Annotated in this window: 19 protein-coding genes; 8 read left to right on the top strand and 11 right to left on the bottom strand. The window is 67.4% G+C overall.

All coding sequences use genetic code 11. The features are described from left to right. Positions 1–50: 50 nt before the first annotated feature. Positions 51–992, bottom strand: a complete 942-nt coding sequence (locus EU513_RS01160) for a 1-acyl-sn-glycerol-3-phosphate acyltransferase (RefSeq protein ID WP_275578536.1) — start codon at positions 990–992, stop codon at positions 51–53. A 46-nt stretch (positions 993–1,038) separates the two neighbouring features. Between EU513_RS01160 and EU513_RS01165 the strand changes: the two genes are divergently transcribed. Then, the gene (locus EU513_RS01165; protein WP_129624009.1) at positions 1,039–1,788 is read left to right on the top strand and encodes a carboxylesterase; all 750 of its coding nucleotides are present in this window, start codon (positions 1,039–1,041) and stop codon (positions 1,786–1,788) included. Then, positions 1,785–2,228, top strand: coding sequence for a hypothetical protein (locus EU513_RS01170; protein ID WP_129624010.1), 444 nt, complete (start codon positions 1,785–1,787; stop codon positions 2,226–2,228). The genes EU513_RS01165 and EU513_RS01170 overlap by 4 nt, the downstream gene beginning before the upstream one ends. A 3-nt stretch (positions 2,229–2,231) precedes the next feature. Here the strand turns inward: EU513_RS01170 and EU513_RS01175 are convergent, their stop codons facing one another. The 8 genes from EU513_RS01175 to EU513_RS01210 are packed head-to-tail and all read right to left on the bottom strand — an operon-like array spanning position 2,232 to position 7,925. Next, positions 2,232–2,924, bottom strand: coding sequence for an endonuclease/exonuclease/phosphatase family protein (locus EU513_RS01175; protein ID WP_129624011.1), 693 nt, complete (start codon positions 2,922–2,924; stop codon positions 2,232–2,234). Continuing rightward, complete coding sequence (locus tag EU513_RS01180) at positions 2,921–3,919, bottom strand: ROK family glucokinase (RefSeq protein WP_240795865.1); 999 nt, start codon at positions 3,917–3,919, stop codon at positions 2,921–2,923. The genes EU513_RS01175 and EU513_RS01180 overlap by 4 nt, the downstream gene beginning before the upstream one ends. Next, positions 3,916–4,875, bottom strand: coding sequence for an ROK family glucokinase (locus EU513_RS01185; RefSeq protein ID WP_240795866.1), 960 nt, complete (start codon positions 4,873–4,875; stop codon positions 3,916–3,918). Before EU513_RS01185 ends, EU513_RS01180 begins: the two co-directional genes overlap by 4 nt. 5 nt (positions 4,876–4,880) lie before the next feature. Further along, a complete protein-coding gene (locus EU513_RS01190; RefSeq protein WP_129624013.1) occupies positions 4,881–5,363 on the bottom strand; it encodes a hypothetical protein in 483 nt (160 codons plus the stop codon). Beyond that, positions 5,360–6,361, bottom strand: a complete 1,002-nt coding sequence (locus EU513_RS01195) for a hypothetical protein (protein ID WP_129624014.1) — start codon at positions 6,359–6,361, stop codon at positions 5,360–5,362. The genes EU513_RS01190 and EU513_RS01195 overlap by 4 nt, the downstream gene beginning before the upstream one ends. After that, on the bottom strand, positions 6,358–6,801 hold the full coding sequence (locus EU513_RS01200; RefSeq protein ID WP_129624015.1) for an SRPBCC family protein: 444 nt from the start codon (positions 6,799–6,801) through the stop codon (positions 6,358–6,360). Before EU513_RS01200 ends, EU513_RS01195 begins: the two co-directional genes overlap by 4 nt. A 9-nt stretch (positions 6,802–6,810) precedes the next feature. Then, positions 6,811–7,647, bottom strand: a complete 837-nt coding sequence (locus EU513_RS01205) for a hypothetical protein (protein WP_129624016.1) — start codon at positions 7,645–7,647, stop codon at positions 6,811–6,813. Positions 7,648–7,688: 41 nt separating this feature from the next. Continuing rightward, complete coding sequence (locus tag EU513_RS01210) at positions 7,689–7,925, bottom strand: hypothetical protein (protein ID WP_129624017.1); 237 nt, start codon at positions 7,923–7,925, stop codon at positions 7,689–7,691. Between the two features lie 211 nt (positions 7,926–8,136). Between EU513_RS01210 and EU513_RS01215 the strand changes: the two genes are divergently transcribed. Together EU513_RS01215 and EU513_RS01220 are read left to right on the top strand one after the other, a co-directional pair. After that, positions 8,137–9,876, top strand: coding sequence for a DEDD exonuclease domain-containing protein (locus EU513_RS01215; RefSeq protein ID WP_129624018.1), 1,740 nt, complete (start codon positions 8,137–8,139; stop codon positions 9,874–9,876). Continuing rightward, positions 9,873–10,154, top strand: coding sequence for an Lrp/AsnC family transcriptional regulator (locus EU513_RS01220; protein ID WP_129624019.1), 282 nt, complete (start codon positions 9,873–9,875; stop codon positions 10,152–10,154). The genes EU513_RS01215 and EU513_RS01220 overlap by 4 nt, the downstream gene beginning before the upstream one ends. Before the next feature lie 44 nt (positions 10,155–10,198). Here the strand turns inward: EU513_RS01220 and trpD are convergent, their stop codons facing one another. Then, positions 10,199–11,257, bottom strand: coding sequence for an anthranilate phosphoribosyltransferase (trpD, locus tag EU513_RS01225; protein ID WP_129624020.1), 1,059 nt, complete (start codon positions 11,255–11,257; stop codon positions 10,199–10,201). A gap of 4 nt (positions 11,258–11,261) precedes the next feature. Beyond that, positions 11,262–11,705 (bottom strand): response regulator transcription factor, encoded by a 444-nt coding sequence (locus tag EU513_RS01230; RefSeq protein WP_129624021.1) that lies wholly within the window; start codon positions 11,703–11,705, stop codon positions 11,262–11,264. A 284-nt stretch (positions 11,706–11,989) separates the two neighbouring features. On the opposite strand from EU513_RS01230, the gene EU513_RS01235 reads away from it, so the two are divergent. Genes EU513_RS01235 through EU513_RS01250 form a run of 4 tightly spaced genes read left to right on the top strand, consistent with a single transcriptional unit; the run spans position 11,990 to position 16,320 of the window. After that, positions 11,990–12,568 carry a heme-copper oxidase subunit III gene (locus EU513_RS01235; RefSeq protein WP_129624152.1) on the top strand — a complete coding sequence of 193 codons (579 nt, stop codon included), beginning with the start codon at positions 11,990–11,992 and terminating at the stop codon, positions 12,566–12,568. 46 nt (positions 12,569–12,614) lie between these two features. Next, a complete protein-coding gene (locus EU513_RS01240) occupies positions 12,615–13,403 on the top strand; it encodes a c-type cytochrome (protein WP_129624022.1) in 789 nt (262 codons plus the stop codon). Further along, positions 13,403–14,512: a ubiquinol-cytochrome c reductase iron-sulfur subunit gene (locus EU513_RS01245; protein ID WP_129624023.1), complete on the top strand. Its 1,110-nt coding sequence runs from the start codon at positions 13,403–13,405 to the stop codon at positions 14,510–14,512. Before EU513_RS01240 ends, EU513_RS01245 begins: the two co-directional genes overlap by 1 nt. Next, positions 14,509–16,320, top strand: coding sequence for a ubiquinol-cytochrome c reductase cytochrome b subunit (locus EU513_RS01250; protein WP_129624024.1), 1,812 nt, complete (start codon positions 14,509–14,511; stop codon positions 16,318–16,320). Before EU513_RS01245 ends, EU513_RS01250 begins: the two co-directional genes overlap by 4 nt. Positions 16,321–16,342: the final 22 nt, after the last annotated feature.

Here is a 16,342-nt window from a genome sequence, read left to right on the forward strand (position 1 = left end):
GCGTACGCGCCGCTCACCACGTCCGAATCAGGTGCCCGATGCGCGGGACGTCAGCTCTGCGAAGGGGTGTGAGCGGCGTCACCGTCGGCGTCGTGGACAGTGCCAGCAACCGTGTCGGCGTCGGTCTCGAGGTCGATCGCGAGACCGCCCTCGGATGCCTCCGGCGAGGTCTCGTCCTTCGCGCCGGCGTCCTCGCCGGAACGTCGGGACACCTTGTTGCCGATGGCCTGGGCGGCACCGCTGCCGACGGCGACGGCCGCGCCGCCGATCTCCTTGGCCTTGGCCGCGATCCGGTCCTTGACCGTGGACGCGTACACGTCGACGTACTCCTGGCCGGACAACAGCATCAGCTCGTACATCACCTCATCGGTGATGCTGCGCAGCACGAACCGGTCGTCCTGCATGCCTTCGTAGCGCGAGAAGTCCATCGGCTTGCCGATGCGGATGCCGATCCTCATGATCTTCGGGATCTTCTTACCGGTCGGCTGCGCTTTGTCCGTGTCGATCATCGCGACCGGGATGACCGGGCACTTGGCCTCCAGAGCGAGCCGAGCGACGCCGGTCTTGCCCTTGTAGAGACGCCCATCGGGGCTGCGGGTCCCCTCGGGGTAGATGCCGAACAGTTCGCCCCGGCGTAGCACGTTGAGGCCGGACTGCAACGCCCCGCTCGACGCGGATCCGCCGGCGCGGTCGATCGGAATCTGCCCGACCCCACGGAAGAAGGCGGCCGTGAGGCGGCCCTTGATACCGGTGCCGGTGAAGTAGTCGGCCTTGGCGACGAAGGTCATCCGGCGCGGCACGACCAGCGGGAGGAAGAAGGAGTCGGAGAACGACAGGTGGTTGCTGGCGAAGATCGCCGGCCCCTTATCGGGGATGTTCTTCTCACCGTCGACCCAGGGTCGGAACAGCAGATTGAGAATAGGACCGATCAGGACCCGCTTCAAGAACCAGTACAGCACCGCGCCTCCAAGAATTGCTTCGGCCTGAACCATAACGCCCACCGCCACCACCTCGCAGGCATGCGTAAAGATGGACGTCATGCAGATCCGCGAGGGTGCCACCCCGATCGTCCACGACGGCTCCCGCACCGGCGTCCTGGTCTGCCACGGATTCACCGGCTCGCCGGCCGCGGTGCGCCCGTTGGTCGAGCATCTGGTCGACGAGGGGTTCAGCGTTCGCGCTCCCCGACTCCCCGGGCACGGCACCACGTGGCAGGACCTCGACGGCACGACCTGGACCGACTGGTACGCCGAACTCGAGGGCGCGTACGCCGAACTCACGGAACGATGCGACACCGTGGTCGCGTGTGGCCTCTCGATGGGCGCAACGCTGAGCACCCTTCTGGTGCAACGGAACCCGGAGATCGCCGGACTCGTGGTGATCAACCCGGTCATGCGCACCAAGAACCTGAAGTTCCGCCTCATCCCGGTTGCCCGACGGCTGCGCTCGACGGTCTCCGGAATCGGCGGCGACATCAAGAAGGACGGCGTCTCGCACGACGCCTACGAGCGGATGCCGCTGCGTCCGCTGCACACCCAGGCGCAGCTGTGGCACCGCGTGACCCGCGACCTGCCGCAGATCACGCAGCCGGTGTTGGTGCTGCGTTCTCGGGTAGATCACATCGTGCCTCCGGCGAGTGCGCAGCTGTTTCTCTCCCGGATCTCGAGCACCGACGTCACCGATGTCGTGCTCGAGAACAGCTACCACGTCGCAACCCTCGACAACGACGCTCCGCGCATTCATGAAGCGGTCACCGACTTCACCCGACGAGTTGCAGGAAACGCATGAGCGACGAGCGCCCCGACGAGCACCAGCACTCCGACGAGGAGGTCGACCGGCGGTTCGAGGAGATGATGACCGACTGGGACGGCCCAGCCGCCGAACCGATCGATCTCGAAGATCCGGAGCCGTCCGCACCCGCGGCGTTCACCGTCCCGACGCAGTGGCGCGCCGGCACCGGCCCCGGTTTCGTCGAGGAGCACGAGGAGGACTTCCAGCCTCCCGCTCCCCCGCCACTGCCCAAGGACGAAGGTTTCTGGGCGACGATCGCCTGCCTGGTCGGCGGGCCGCTCTGGCTGCTCTACCTGTTCTTCTTCGACCGCTACGCCGCCGGACTCTGGTGGGTCGCGGCGGTGCTCATCACGATCGCCGGAATCGTGCTGATGGTGGTTCGTCAACCCGCCAATCGCGACGAGGACGACCCCTTCGACGACGGCGCCAGGCTGTAGTCCTTACAGGGCGAGCGAACTCAGATCGAAGTCGACATAGAGCGGCAGGTGGTCTGTCGCGCGGGCGAGCTTCGCCGGATCGAGGGAGAACACCGGGCGGCTGTGCGGCAGGGACGCAGAGGCGAAGATCGCGTCGATCCGCTTGACCGGAGCTTTCGAGGGGAAAGTGAACTCGTCCAGTGTCGCCTCGTGCAGCGTCTCGCCGAACATCTTCCAGACGTCGTGCCCGGGGGTCTCGTTGAGATCGCCGCCGATGATCGCCGGGATGACGTCAGGTTGCAGCACGCTCATCACAGCCGCCGCCTGCGGTTTGCGCTCGTCCGAACGCAGCGACATGTGCAGGCTCGCGACGTGCAGCGGCGAGTGTCCGGGCAGGCTGATCGTCGCCAGCGCATACCCGCGCGGCTCGTCGCCCTTGCGGACCTCCAGGTTGCGGTGGACGCTGTCGTGCACGTGCACCCGCAGGCTGGTCAGCAACGTGGTGCTCATCCAGCCGCGCTTGCCGTTCGCCCAGGTCATTTCGACGTCGGCCGCGAACCGCGCGATCCGGTGCCCGGAGAGCGGATGCCGGGGAGCCTCCTGCACCAGCAGCACATCCGGCTCCATCAGCCGGATGATCTCCTTCAACGCGTCCGTGTCGTCCTTGAAGGCGCGGACGTTGTACGACACCACCCGCAGGGTGTGCGCTGCCCTCATGCCTCCAGTACCTCCGTGCGTGCCAGGTCGGCGGCGCCGACCAGACCGGCTTCATTGCTGAGTTCGGCTTTCACGATGCGCGCCTCGGGCCGGTAGCCACGGCCGGACAGGTGCCTGCGGAAGGATGCGCGGGCCGGGTCGAGCAGCATCGGACCGGCCGCGCTGACGCCTCCGCCGATCACGAAGGCTCCCGGGTCGAACGCGTTGGCCAGATTCGCCAGACCCACTCCCAGCCAGGTACCGATCTCGGCCAGGAGTTCCTGGGCAGTCGGGTCGCCGCCTTGCGCGGCCTCGGTGATCATCGGGCCGGTCAGTCTCGAGGCGTCGCCATCGACCATGGCGGCCATGTCGGCAGCCATCGGCGAGTTCGCTGCGATCATCGAACGGGCTTCTCGCACAAGCGCATTCCCGCTCGCGTACTGCTCCCAGCAGCCACGGTTACCGCATTCACACCGGTGTCCGTCGGGGACGACCTGCATGTGGCCGAACTCCCCCGCGATGCCGAACCGGCCACGCTGCATCTGACCGTCGGTGAGAATCGCTCCGCCGATGCCGGTGCCCAGGTTGACCATCACGACATGGGACACCTCGCGCACCGCTCCGAAGCGCCACTCGGCCCAGCAGGACGCGTTCGCGTCGTTGTCGACGAAGACCGGCAAGTCGATCCGTTGCCGCAACGCCTCACGCAGCGGCTCGTGCCGCCAGGACAGGTGCGGTGCGAACACGACCGTGGCCCGGTCCGAGGAGACGAAGCCCGCGGCGCCGATGCCGATCGCGACCGGGCGGCGCTCGGTGTGTCGCAGGAGTTCCTGGACCGCGTCGACGATGACGTCCTCGACGACGTGGGGCGCGGTCGAACGATGCGGGGTGTCCCGGCGAGTCCGGGCGATGACGGTGCCGTCGGAGTCGACGATGCCGCCGGCGACCTTCGTGCCCCCGATGTCGATCCCGATCGCGAGTTCGTCGCTCCGGCCGGGTTTCACGTTCGCGCTCACGCCTTCGCCGGCCGCACCAGGGCCGCTGCGCCGACCATGCCGGCGTCATTGCCGAGCTGGGCGATCTCGAAGGTGGCCGTCGGCCGGTGACCGCGGCCGGTCAACTGGCGGCCGAATGCCTCACGGATGGGTCCGAGAAGCAGGTCGCCGGCATCGGCCACACCGCCACCGATGACAAACCGAGCCGGGTCGAGCACCGAGGTCAACGAGGCGGCGCCTTCACCGATCCAGCGGCCGATGTCGGCCAGCAGCTCGACGGCGGCCCGATCCCCTGCTTGTGCCGCCTCGGTGACGTGTTTGCCCTCGAGTTGTCCGGCGTCCCCCCCGCACTTGTCGGCGAGGCCGCCGGCGTACGGCGAGCCACCGGCGACCAGTGCGCGGGCTTCACGCACGAGGGCGCGACCGCTGCCGTAGCTCTCCAGGCATCCGCGGTTGCCGCACCCGCAGCGAATACCGTCGGGCACCACGCGCATGTGACCGATCTCGGCGGCGATGCCGTAGGAGCCCCGGAAGAGCTCACCGTCGATGATCACGCCACCACCGACTCCGGTACCGATCGTGATCATCACCATGTCGTCGACGTCGTGACCGGCTCCGTGGACGAACTCGCCGTAGGCAGCGGCGTTCGCGTCGTTCTCGATCGTCACTTCGACGTCGACCGACTTCTCCAGTCGTTCCTTGAGCGGTTCGTCGCGCCAAGCGAGGTTGGGTGAGAACAGGACCGTGGTCCCGGACTTGTCGATGTATCCCGCACACGCCACGCCGGCCCGCTCCACGTCCTCGCCCTCGGCGAGATCGCTGATGACGTCGGCGACTGTCGCTGCGATCTCGTCCACGTTCTCCGCCGGGGAGTCGCGGCGGTCGCGCTTGAGGATCGTGCCGTCGGGGGCGATGAGTCCCCCGGCGATCTTCGTGCCGCCGATGTCGATACCGATGGTCGCTCGCGTCGAATTCACGCTGGTCATTCTGCCGAGTCACCGCCGCCGGTTCGGGGACGCGCGGCGTCCGGATCTGTGCCGGCGTCTGTCGTGACCGGAACCTTGTGCGTCCGCGGTGGCTGCTGGGCCTCGGCGGCCGACTTCTGCTCCGGCATGCCGCGCCGTTGCCGTGCCGCTTCCTGCAGGCTCCCGGCGAGCATCCCGATGACATCGGCGATGCGCTCCATCGCGTCCGGGCCGAGGCTCTCGACGAACGAACCGATGCGGCAGACCGGACATACCGCACAGACCTTGGGTGCGTGTGTCGAACTGCAGTCACAGCCACCCGTGGTCGACTTCTCGGCTGACTCCTGCCCTGGTGCTTCCTGCGTGTCCGGAGCACCGGACGACTGAGCCGACGCCTGTGCCTGTGTGTCGGCCCACGCGCCGAGCGATTCCATCAGCTTGATCGCCTCGTCGGCGACCGAGCCGGTCTCGGACGCACGTGGTTCGGACTGCTGGTTCACGAAGTTCCCTCGGGCTGCGTCGGTTCGAATGTCACCCCAAGGATGCCTTGCCGAACCGTGGCACCTGTCGCGACATGGCGCGCAAGCAGTGAGGGAAGCACGAAGGTGCGGCGCGACTCCTGCACCGCAACGGCCAACCGGGTACCTGACTGTTCGAGTTCGACCTCTGTCGGATCGACGAACGGCAAGGGCAACTCCCAGGTGACAGCACCATCTCGCGCGTCCCCCCGGACGCTCGATTCCCGGGGCGGGTCTGCCAGCTTCTCGGCCCAGTTCCGGGGCAGGTCGGACCACATCGGAATTACCGGAGGGCCATCGCACAGCACGACGTCGTCCCCCGCGGTCACGACCGCCCCCAGACGGCACTGGGCAAGAGCGAGGGCGCAGGCGTGGTGCCGCACTTTCGCAGTCGGGCTCCCGTTCCTCGCACACAGAACGGACGCCGTCGCCCGGGACATCACCAGTTCGGACAACCGAACCGCGTCTTCCGCCACCGCCGCCAGTCGACTCGCGCCTGCTTTGTCGATGGCCGATGAACCCATCGCCAGAGCGATCACCGGACGCGTGGCGCGCAACCAGCCGCTGTGCAGGGGGCCCGCCTCGGACAGCAGCCACGGCAGCCGGTGAGCCTGCAGGACGAGTCCGGACAGCTGCGCCCCGGCGTCCACCACCACCCGGTCGAAGCGCTCGAGTAGGCGCGGGAGCTGCCACAGCGCCGGGCCGCCCGTGGCAGACAGCAGCGCCAGCGCCTGGTCCACCACGAACGGATCGAGCCCCCAGGACCGGGCCGCCGACGACAACATCTCCGGAAGGTCCACCTCCGGTCGGACCATCACGGCGTCGCGGTGTGTCGTCAGCGTGTGGGCACCGAATCTCGGGTCGAGTGAAACCACACCGACGCTGAGCCCGCGCGCGGCCCAGTCGTCGGCGAGCGCAGCGGCCCAGGTCGATGAACCGGAGCCTCCGGGGCCGCCGACCAGCAGCAGCCTGGGGCTCACCCCTCGGCGCGCTTCTTCAAGCCGGCGAGGGCCGTGTCGATGATCGTGCGCTCGGCCTTGTTGCGCAGCGCACCGATGAGCGGCATCTTCAAGGCGACCGCCAGCTTGTAGGTGACGGACGTCGTGTCGCCCGACCCGGTGATGCTGTAGGTGCCGTCGAGACCTTTGAGCAGGTCGGACCGCACCAGGTGCCAGCTGACCGATCCGGTGCCGTCCTCCGTGACGTCCCAGTCGTACTCCAGCACGTAGGTGTCGCGGATCGGTGCAGCGTCGAGGGTGAACTCGACCTGTTCCGGCCACCCGAGTTCGTCCTCGGAGAGCACCTTCGCGCTCTTCACCTGGGTCGCCCACTCGGGGTAGGCGTCGAAGTCGGCGATGATGTCGAGAACCGTCGCCGCGTCGGCGGCGATGTCGATCGTGGACTGGGTGCTGTCGGCCATGCGGCCACCCTATCGACGGCCGGATGCAAGTTTCGCCAGATGCTCGGCGAACGATGCACCGAGCGCTCGCTGGGTGGCGGCGAAGGTGGCGTCGAACAGGTCGTCGAAGGGTCGCCCTCCGGCGACCGCGGAAACGACGAAACGGCGGTAGCCCACCGGATCGGTGCGCGTGAGCAGGAAGTCGCTGTAGGCGCAGGCGTGCTGGTAGGCGCGCTGGAGGTCGGCGGCGTCCGAGTCCAGCTGGGCGTCCGACGGTGGCCCGTTTGGCCGGTCACCCGCTCGAACACGACGCACGAAGGTCGGTGCGTACTGCGCGAACGACAGACCGGATGCGTGCCAGGCCGTGAGCTCGGCCGCGCCCTCGGCAACCCATCGAGCAGCCGCGGAGCGAACCCCGAGCCGGACATGAGTGAACTCGTGAGAAAGGACGAAAACCCTGGCTGCTGAGGGAGATTCGAGGAGGGATGGCGAGATGAGGACGGTGCCGTCCTCGGTGGTGGTCGCAGTGACGGATCGTGCGTTGCGGTCCCCACCGGCAGCAACGAACGCGTCGTGGTCTGCGAAGGCGCGGAGGTGCGCGCCTGCCGACGGCCAGGGCGATTGATCACCCCACAAGGACGTGACGATGCTCGCCGCCTTCTCGGCGTCGCGGCTCACTGCTGCTCGCAGTTGCGTCGGCAGTCCTTGGGCGTCGAGCACGATGCGGGCGCGGTTCGTCGAACGGGCGGAGGTCGCCGACGTCTCGAACGACTCGGATTCGACAGATCGACCGCATGACGTCAGCACGGCGACACCGACCAGGCCGGCGAACCCCGTGAGGGCACCGCGACGGTCGACTTCAGCCATGGACACATCGTCGCCGATGGCGAGATCGGTGGAGCGCCAGGTCAGCCGACCGAACGCAGGCCCGTCTCATCCACCTCCACCTCGACGCTCGCGAGGTCCGCGACGTCGACGAGTCCGAGTGAGACGAACATGTCCAGCGCTGCTCGCTCGCCGCGGTCGAGTGCGGGCTGTCGCGGGGCGGGCGGGGTGAGTGCGTACAGATGGGTGACCATGCAGTCGCCACACATCCGGTCTCGGACCGGGCAGGTACGGCAGTCGATGTGCAGTTCGTCGTGCATGTGGTCCTCCTTCGTGTTCGGTCGGATCGCTTGGTCTCCGACTCGGTTTGCACTACGCCGAAGACGCTAGGGGTGAGCACCGACAACCTGCTCGGGCCCAACCTCGGACGAGCCACGGACACGCCTCGAGCACGGCCCTCCCGACGCTGTCCACCGGCTGCGCCGCGCGTCCTACGGGTCGTTGTCGGTGGCGGCACCTAGCGTTCGGAACATGTCCACCAGACCGGTCGCAGTCCAGGCGACACTCGACGATCTCGGCACACCGCTGTCCGATGTCACCTTCGTCGTGCTCGACCTGGAGACAACCGGCGGGGCACCCGCCGGCAGGAACATCACCGAGATAGGTGCGGTGAAGGTGCGCGGCGGCATCGTGCTGGGTGAGTTCCAGACGCTGGTGCGCCCGGGCGAGCCGATCCCGCCGTTCGTGTCCGTACTGACCGGCATCAGCAATGCGATGGTCGCCGGCGCGCCCCGCATCGACGCCGTGCTCGGCCCCTTTCTGGACTTCCTCGGTGACTGCGTCGTCGTCGCCCACAATGCGCCGTACGACGTCGGTTTCCTCAAGGCCGCCTGTCGTGACACCGGCGCGGTGTGGCCGCGGCCGGCCGTGGTCGACACCGCGCACCTGGCTCGCCAACTCGTCACCGCCGACGAGGCGCCCAATCGCAAACTCGGCACGCTCGCCCATCTGTTCGGCGCCGCGACCACTCCCGATCACCGAGCGCTGCACGACGCGCGGGCAACCGTCGACGTCCTGCATGCGCTGATCGGACGGGTCGGCAATCTCGGCGTGCACACGCTCGAAGAACTCCAGACCTACAGCAAACGGGTCAGCCCGCAGCAGCGGCGCAAGCGGGTGATCGCAGACGATCTGCCGTCCGCTCCGGGTGTCTATGTGTTCAAGGACGCGAACGGTCAGGCCCTGTACGTCGGCACCTCCGTCGACATCAAGAAGCGCGTACGCAGTTACTTCACCGAGAGCGAGAAGCGCCGACGGATGCGCGAGATGGTCGGTCTGGCCGAGTCGGTCACTCCCGTCGTGTGTCAGACCGCACTCGAGGCGCAGGTGCGTGAGCTTCGGCTGATCGCGCAGCACAAGCCGCGGTTCAACCGCCGTTCGCGCTATCCGGAGCGGGCGGTGTGGGTGAAGCTGACCCAGGAACCCTTCCCGCGGCTGTCCGTCGTCTCCACGGTCCGCGCCGATGCCCGCTCTTACGTCGGCCCGTTCAACTCCAGGACCGCCGCCGAACAGGCCGTCACCGCGGTCCACGACGTCATCCCGCTGCGCCAGTGCACCAAACGGTTGTCGGCTCGGGGCGGGTTCACCGCTTGCGCGCTCTTCGATCTCGGCAAGTGCGGGGCGCCGTGCATCGGCGAGCAGTCCACCGACGAGTACGCCGACATCGCTGCCGACGCCGAACGGCTGCTGACCACCGACGCACGCCCGGTCGTCGACGTACTCACCGAACGGATGGAACGCCTCAGCGATCAGAGCCGGTACGAGGATGCGGCTGACGTGCGCGACCGGATGCTTTCGTTCGTCCGGGGCGCGGCACGCGCCCAGCGACTCGATCCGCTCGCCCGCACCCCAGAGGTCGTCGCAGCACGCCCCGGTGCGGTCGGAGGATGGGAGGTGGTCTGCGTGCGCTACGGCCGATTCGCCGGCACCACCCTCAGCCCACGCGGCGCAGATCCGATGCCCTACATCGCAGCACTGCGCGAAACAGCCGAGGTGGTCGCCGCGCCGGTGGCACCGGCTCCGGCCGCGCTCACCGAAGAAACCGAGAAGGTGCTGCACTGGCTCGAGCAGCCGGGAGTTCGGATCGTGCACACCGACGGAGTGTGGGTGTGCCCGATCAACGGGGCCGCCGGCACCAGAACCCGATTGGAGAAGCAGATGTCCTTGGCGCAGGGCACCCGCGCCGACGCCGGCGATAGGGTGGCCGGGTGATCTCAGCCATCGTTCTCATCACCGCCGACGTCCACCGCATCCCCGAGGTCGCCCAGGAGATCTCCGAGATCAAGGGCATCGCAGAGGTCTACTCGGTCACCGGCGATGTCGACCTCATCGCGGTCGCGAAGGTCGCACGCCACGAGGACTTCGCCGACGTGATCGCCGATCGCCTCAACAAGGTCGAGGGGGTACTCGACTCACGCACCCACATCGCGTTCCGCACGTACTCCTCGGACGACCTCGGAGCTGCCTTCGCACTCGGCCTCGACGAGTAGTAGCCGCAGCACCGACGTCTGGTGACGTCTGGTGACGCCTGGGGTCAGGCGTTCTGCGTGGAGTTGATCCAACGTTCCAAGGCGGCTTTGGCCGCGCCGCTGTCGATCGACCTCTCGGCGGCGCCGATGCCCCGCGAGAGGGCACCGTCCAGGTCGGAATCGGCGCCGAAGCGTCCACCGCTTCCCGACTCCACCACCGCAAGGGCGATGCCTGCATTCAGCAACACGGCGTCCCGCACCGGTCCGGTCGAGCCGTCCATGACCTCGCGCACCACCTGCGCGTTGTGCATGCCGTCGCCCCCGCGCAGCGCCTCCAGCGGTGCCCGCTGCAGGCCGTGATTCTCCGGATCGATCGAGTGCTCGCTGATCTCACCGTCGTGAATCCACCACACCGTGGACGTCGTCGACAACGTCAGTTCGTCCAGGCCGTCGTCGCCGCGGAACACTGCGGCGTTCTGCCCACGTTCGGCGAAGACTCCGGCGACCAGCGGGGCGACCCGCGGGTCGGCGACGCCGACCGCCCGGTACTTCGGGTCGGCCGGATTGGTCATCGGTCCGAGCACGTTGAACGCGGTCGTGATGCCCATTTCCCTTCGGGTCGCCGCGGCGTGACGCATGCTCGGGTGGAAGGTCTGGGCGAAGCAGAAGGTGATCCCGGCCTCGTCCGCGACCTTCTTGACCTGAGCCGGAGTCAGGTCGAGACGGACGCCGAGCGCCTCCATGACGTCGGCCGCGCCGGACGACGACGACGCAGCGCGGTTGCCGTGCTTGACGATCCTGGCGCCTGCGCCGGCGCAGACGATCGACGACATGGTCGAGATGTTCACCGTGTGTGCCCGGTCGCCACCGGTACCGACGATGTCGAGGGTGTCGCCCTCGACGCTGATCGGCTGCGCGTGCGCCACCATGACGTCGGCCAACCCCCGAAGTTCGACGACGGTCTCACCCTTGGCGCGCAACGCGACCAGGAAGCCCGCGAGCTGGGAGGGCGATGCATTGCCGGACATGATCTCGTTCATCGCCCAGGACGTCTGATCGAGCGAGAGATCGTCGCCGTCCAGCAGCGAGTTGAGGATGATCGGCCAGGTCAGCGGTGCCGTCACCGGCTCAGCCCTGTCGAGCGACGGAGGCAATCGCGTTCGCGAGGACGAGCGGATCGATGGGGTGCGGCACGGCTGCTTCCGCCTGCGACCAGGACGCGAGCCAACCGTCCGCGGCTCGACCGGTCAGCACCAGCACCTTCGGGCAGTTCACGATCTCGTTCTTCAGCTGGCGGGTGAGCCCGAGGCCACCGACCGGAGCGGCTTCACCGTCGAGAATGAGCAGGTCGTACGTCTCGCTCTCGACCGCCTCGATCACGGCCGGGGCGGTGGCGCACTCGCGCCACGCGACGATCTCCACGTCGCGAGCCGGACGGCGACCGACACCGACGCGCACTGCGTCGCGGGTCGCGCTGTCGTCGCTGTAGAGCAGGACGGTCAACTGACGCGGGCCGGAGGACTGCTCCGACCGGGCGGCTTCGGCCGCGGGAACCGGCACGTTCGAACTCATGTCGTTGATGCTACCGACCTCACGGTCGGTGCTCGTTCGCGCCCGACCACAACGAACCGCAGATCACAACCCCATCACGGCCGCATTCGCTTGTGCCGCACCAAATCCCCGCAACGGCGCGGGCACTCAACCCGCCTGATGCTCGTTGAGTCACGGGAAGTTCACGAAACCGGGGGGTCGATGGCGCACGTCGGACCCAATGGGGACATAATGGCGCCGTGGCGACAGCAACTACTGCTCACTCGAGCTCCCCCGGTACCAGCCCCGCGGTGACCCGGCCGAACATGACCGCCGTCGGAACGATGGTGTGGCTCTCCAGCGAGCTGATGTTCTTCGCCGGTCTGTTCGCGATGTACTTCACGATTCGCGCCGTTGCGCCGGATCTATGGGCCGATCGCACTGAAGCCCTGAACGTCCCCTTCGCGACGGTCAACACCCTGATCCTGGTGATCTCCTCGGTCTGGTGTCAGCTCGGCGTCTTCAAGGCCGAGGCCGGCCAGCCCGCTCGCACCGGCTCCCTGCTCCAGGTCGGCAAGTGGGGCATGCGCGAGTGGTACGCCCTCACCTACGTCTTCGGCGCGATCTTCGTGTCCGGTCAGGTGTATGAGTACTCCGAGATGTTCAGCCACGGCATCTCGATGGACTCCGACGCTTACGGCTCGATGTTCTACATGACCACCGGCTTCCACGGCGTCCACGTCGCGGCCGGTCTGGTCGCCTTCCTGCTGATCATCGGCCGCACCTTCACCACGCGCCGCTACACCCACCACCAGGCCACCGGCGCCATCGTGACCTCCTACTACTGGCACTTCGTCGACGTGGTGTGGATCGCGCTGTTCGCGACCATCTACCTGCTCCAGTGACGACTCCCCCGACCGCTCCGACCGCTCGACGACAGGACAAAGCCTCGTGAGTTCCCTCGCCGCCCGCCGCCGGCATCCCGCCGCACTCCTGGTCGTGCTTCTGCTCGGCCTGGTGCTCACCGGTGGCCTGTACGCACTGTTCGCCCCCAAGAACGCCGACGCCTCCAACGCGAGCGTCGCGTCCGCCGACCAGGTGTCCGAGGGCAAGCAGCTGTTCCTGTCCAACTGCGCCAGCTGCCACGGCATCTCCGCCGCCGGTGGCCCCAACGGCCCGTCGCTGGTCGGTGTCGGAGCCGCAGCCGTCGACTTCCAGGTGGCCACGGGCCGCATGCCGATGCAGCAGCCCGGTGTCCAGGCCGGACGAGCCACCCCGCAGTTCGACCAGAAGCAAACCAACGCGTTGGCCGCCTACGTCGCCTCCCTCGGTGACGGCCCGGCCGTTCCGAGCAAGGAGTACACCTCCGGTGGCGGCAACATCGCCAAGGGTGGCGAGCTGTTCCGCGTCAACTGCGCCATGTGCCACAACTTCGCCGGTTCCGGTGGTGCTCTGACCCGCGGTAAGTACGCGCCGCCGCTGATGAACGTCAGCGAGAAGCACATCTACGAGGCGATGCTCACCGGCCCGCAGTCGATGCCGGTCTTCAACGACACGAACCTGTCGCCGAAGGACAAGCAGGACGTCATCGCGTACCTGAAGTACATCGAGACCGAGGCATCGCCGGGCGGCCACAGCCTGGGCAACCTGGGCCCGGTCGCCGACGGCCTGTTCGCCTGGACCATCTTCATCGGCATCCTCATCGGCTTCGCCGTCTGGCTGGGCAAGAAGGCGGCGTGATGACAGACCCCACTCCGCAGGAGGATCCCGCAGTGACGAACCAAGTCGCACGGCACTCGAACGACGCGCACGGCAGCCACGGCACCGCGGTCGCGTCGCACGGGGCCGCCGACACCCCGGAAAATTTCGAGAACCCGGGACTCCCCCCGCACATCCACCGTCACGGTGACCACGACGAGAAGGCCGCGAAGCGGTCCGAACTCCAGGTCGTCACGATGTTCGGTCTGTCGATGTTGTTCACGCTGCTGTTCATCGTGAGCTACTTCGCGATCGGCCAGGACGCCACCGTCACGCTGCCGCTGAGCGGCAAGGTGGGCGCGAGTCACACCGCACTCGGCGTGACGCTCGGTCTGTCGATCCTGTTCATCGGCCTGGGCGCCATCCACTGGGCCAAGACGCTGATGTCGGACGAGGAAGTCGTCGAGGAGCGCCACCCGCTGCGCTCGGACGACGAGACCCGTGCCAGCGTCGTGAAGACCCTCGCCGACGCCGCCGAGTCCACCCACCTGACGCGTCGTCCGCTGTTGAAGATGACCATGGGCGGTGCACTCGGCCTGTTCGCACTCCCCCTCGGCCTGCAGCTGCTGGGCTCGATGGGTCCGATGCCGCGCAACGACCTCGAGGTCACCCTTTGGGGCAAGAAGCTCAACGGCAAGAACCGTCGCCTGATGCGCGACCCCGCCGGCACCGCGATCCGTCTGTCCGATGTCACTCTCGGTTCGGTGTTCCACGTGCTGCCCGAAGGCGTGAACGAGACCGAGCACCCGCTGAACGAAAAGGCCAAGTCCTCGGTCATCCTGGTCAGCCTCGACGAGAACAAGATCAAGTCGCAGAAACAGCGTGACTGGGGCATCGGGGGCGTCGTCGCCTACTCCAAGATCTGCACCCACGTCGGCTGCCCGGTCGGCCTGTACGAGCAGCAGACGCACCACCTGCTGTGCCCGTGTCACCAGTCGACCTTCGACATGACCGAGGACTGCAAGGTCATCTTCGGCCCGGCCAAGCGTCCGCTGCCACAGTTGAAGATCTCGGTCGATGACGAGGGTTACCTGGTCGCCGACGGCGACTTCGCCGACGCTGTCGGCCCGAGCTTCTGGGAGCTTGCATGAGTACCGCTGCACACCGTCCTGCGGACGCCCTGCGCACCGACGATCGCACCGACGCCCCGAAGAAGAGCGGCGGCCCGGCCGGCGCGATCGGCAACTGGGTCGACGAGCGCACCGGCGCTGCGGGGGCTGCCAAGTTCTTGATGAAGAAGGTCTTCCCGGACCACTGGTCGTTCATGCTCGGCGAGATCGCGATGTACTCGATGATCGTCGTGCTGATCACCGGCACCTTCCTGACCTTCTGGTTCGTGCCGAGCATGGGCCACACGGTCTACGACGGCTCCTACGTGCCGATGCAGGGCGTGCCGATGTCGGAGGCCTTCGCGTCCACCATCGACATCTCCATGGACGTGCGCGGTGGTCTGCTGATCCGTCAGATGCACCACTGGGGCGCGCTGATCTTCCTCGTGTCCATCATGCTGCACATGTTCCGTGTGTTCTTCACCGGAGCCTTCCGCAAGCCGCGTGAGATCAACTGGGTCATCGGTCTGCTGCTGTTCATGCTCGCGATGGTCGAGGGCTTCGCCGGCTACTCGCTGCCGGACGACCTGCTGTCCGGTACGGGTGTCCGCGCCGCCCAGGGCTTCATCCTCAGCGTCCCGGTCATCGGCACCTACATCGCCTACGGCCTGTTCGGTGGCGGCTTCCCGGGTGAGGCGATCATCCCCCGCCTGTACACCGTCCACGTGCTGCTGCTGCCGGCGCTTCTGATCGGCCTGTTCACCGCGCACATCCTGCTGGTGATGGTGCACAAGCACACCCAGTACCCCGGGCCGGGTCGCACCGAGAAGAACGTCGTCGGCTTCCCGCTGATGCCGGTCTACACGGCCAAGGCCGGTGGCTTCTTCTTCATCGTGTTCGGTGTCATCGCCCTGGTGTCCGCACTGGTGACCATGAACCCGATCTGGTTGTACGGCCCGTACGAGCCGACGCAGGTGACTGCCGGCTCGCAGCCCGACTGGTACATGGGCTTCGCCGACGGCGCGTTGCGACTGCTACCGGGCTGGCTCGAATTCAACCTGCTGGGCCACACCTACAGCTTCAACGTGATGATCGGCGCCGTGCTGCTCATCCCACTGATGTGGACCGCGATGGGTATCTACCCGTTCCTGGAGCGCTGGGTCACCGGTGACACCAAGGAGCATCACCTGCTCGACCGCCCGCGCAACAACCCGACGCGCACCGGCATCGGCATGGCGTTCATCACGTTCTACTTCATCCTGCTGTTCGCAGCCGGTAACGACCTGATGGCGATCAAGCTGCATCTGTCGATCAACGACATCACCTGGTTCTTCCGCATCATGGTGTTCCTCGGCCCGATCATCGCTTTCTGGGTGACCAAGCGGATCTGCCTGAGTCTGCAGCGTCGCGACCGCGATCTCGTCCTGCACGGACGCGAGACCGGGCGTATCGTCCGCACGGCCGACGGTCGCTTCTTCGAGGCCCACGAGCCGATCGACGAGTACAAGCGTTGGCCGCTGGTGTCGTACAAGTCCTACCGCCCGGTCGAGGCCGGTCCGGACGTCGACGCGAACGGTGTGCGCCGCAAGGGCACCAAGGGCGAGAAGCTGCGCGCCAAGCTGTCGAACTTCTACTTCAGTGACCGCATCGAGCCGGTGACCCCGGCCGAGCTCGCAGCCGAGCACCACACGCACGGCCGCGAAGCCGAACTGGAGCAGGCTGCGATCGCCGCCACCAAGAAGCCGTCCTTCGGGCACTTCTCCGGTGTCGGTACCGCGCAGGAACTCGGCGAGCACAGCGCGTACAACCGTCGCGACACCGACGACCGCGAGACCAGCGACACCCACTGATCTCGCACCCTGTCACCGAACC

It is taken from the genome of Yimella sp. RIT 621, from assembly GCF_004146205.1.
Taxonomy (GTDB): Bacteria; Actinomycetota; Actinomycetes; order Actinomycetales; family Dermatophilaceae; genus Yimella; species Yimella lutea.

Excerpts from the sequence above, each read along its gene's own strand:
- EU513_RS01165 (WP_129624009.1), top strand. The coding sequence starts at position 1,039 with ATGCAGATCCGCGAGGGTGCCACCCCGATCGTCCACGACGGCTCCCGC.
- EU513_RS01160 (WP_275578536.1), bottom strand. The coding sequence starts at position 992 with ATGGTTCAGGCCGAAGCAATTCTTGGAGGCGCGGTGCTGTACTGGTTC.
- EU513_RS01235 (WP_129624152.1), top strand. The coding sequence starts at position 11,990 with ATGACCGCCGTCGGAACGATGGTGTGGCTCTCCAGCGAGCTGATGTTC.
- EU513_RS01215 (WP_129624018.1), top strand. The coding sequence starts at position 8,137 with ATGTCCACCAGACCGGTCGCAGTCCAGGCGACACTCGACGATCTCGGC.
- EU513_RS01230 (WP_129624021.1), bottom strand. The coding sequence starts at position 11,705 with ATGAGTTCGAACGTGCCGGTTCCCGCGGCCGAAGCCGCCCGGTCGGAG.
- EU513_RS01250 (WP_129624024.1), top strand. The coding sequence starts at position 14,509 with ATGAGTACCGCTGCACACCGTCCTGCGGACGCCCTGCGCACCGACGAT.
- EU513_RS01205 (WP_129624016.1), bottom strand. The coding sequence starts at position 7,647 with ATGGCTGAAGTCGACCGTCGCGGTGCCCTCACGGGGTTCGCCGGCCTG.
- EU513_RS01175 (WP_129624011.1), bottom strand. The coding sequence starts at position 2,924 with ATGAGGGCAGCGCACACCCTGCGGGTGGTGTCGTACAACGTCCGCGCC.
- EU513_RS01200 (WP_129624015.1), bottom strand. The coding sequence starts at position 6,801 with ATGGCCGACAGCACCCAGTCCACGATCGACATCGCCGCCGACGCGGCG.
- EU513_RS01170 (WP_129624010.1), top strand. The coding sequence starts at position 1,785 with ATGAGCGACGAGCGCCCCGACGAGCACCAGCACTCCGACGAGGAGGTC.
- EU513_RS01210 (WP_129624017.1), bottom strand. The coding sequence starts at position 7,925 with ATGCACGACGAACTGCACATCGACTGCCGTACCTGCCCGGTCCGAGAC.
- EU513_RS01245 (WP_129624023.1), top strand. The coding sequence starts at position 13,403 with ATGACAGACCCCACTCCGCAGGAGGATCCCGCAGTGACGAACCAAGTC.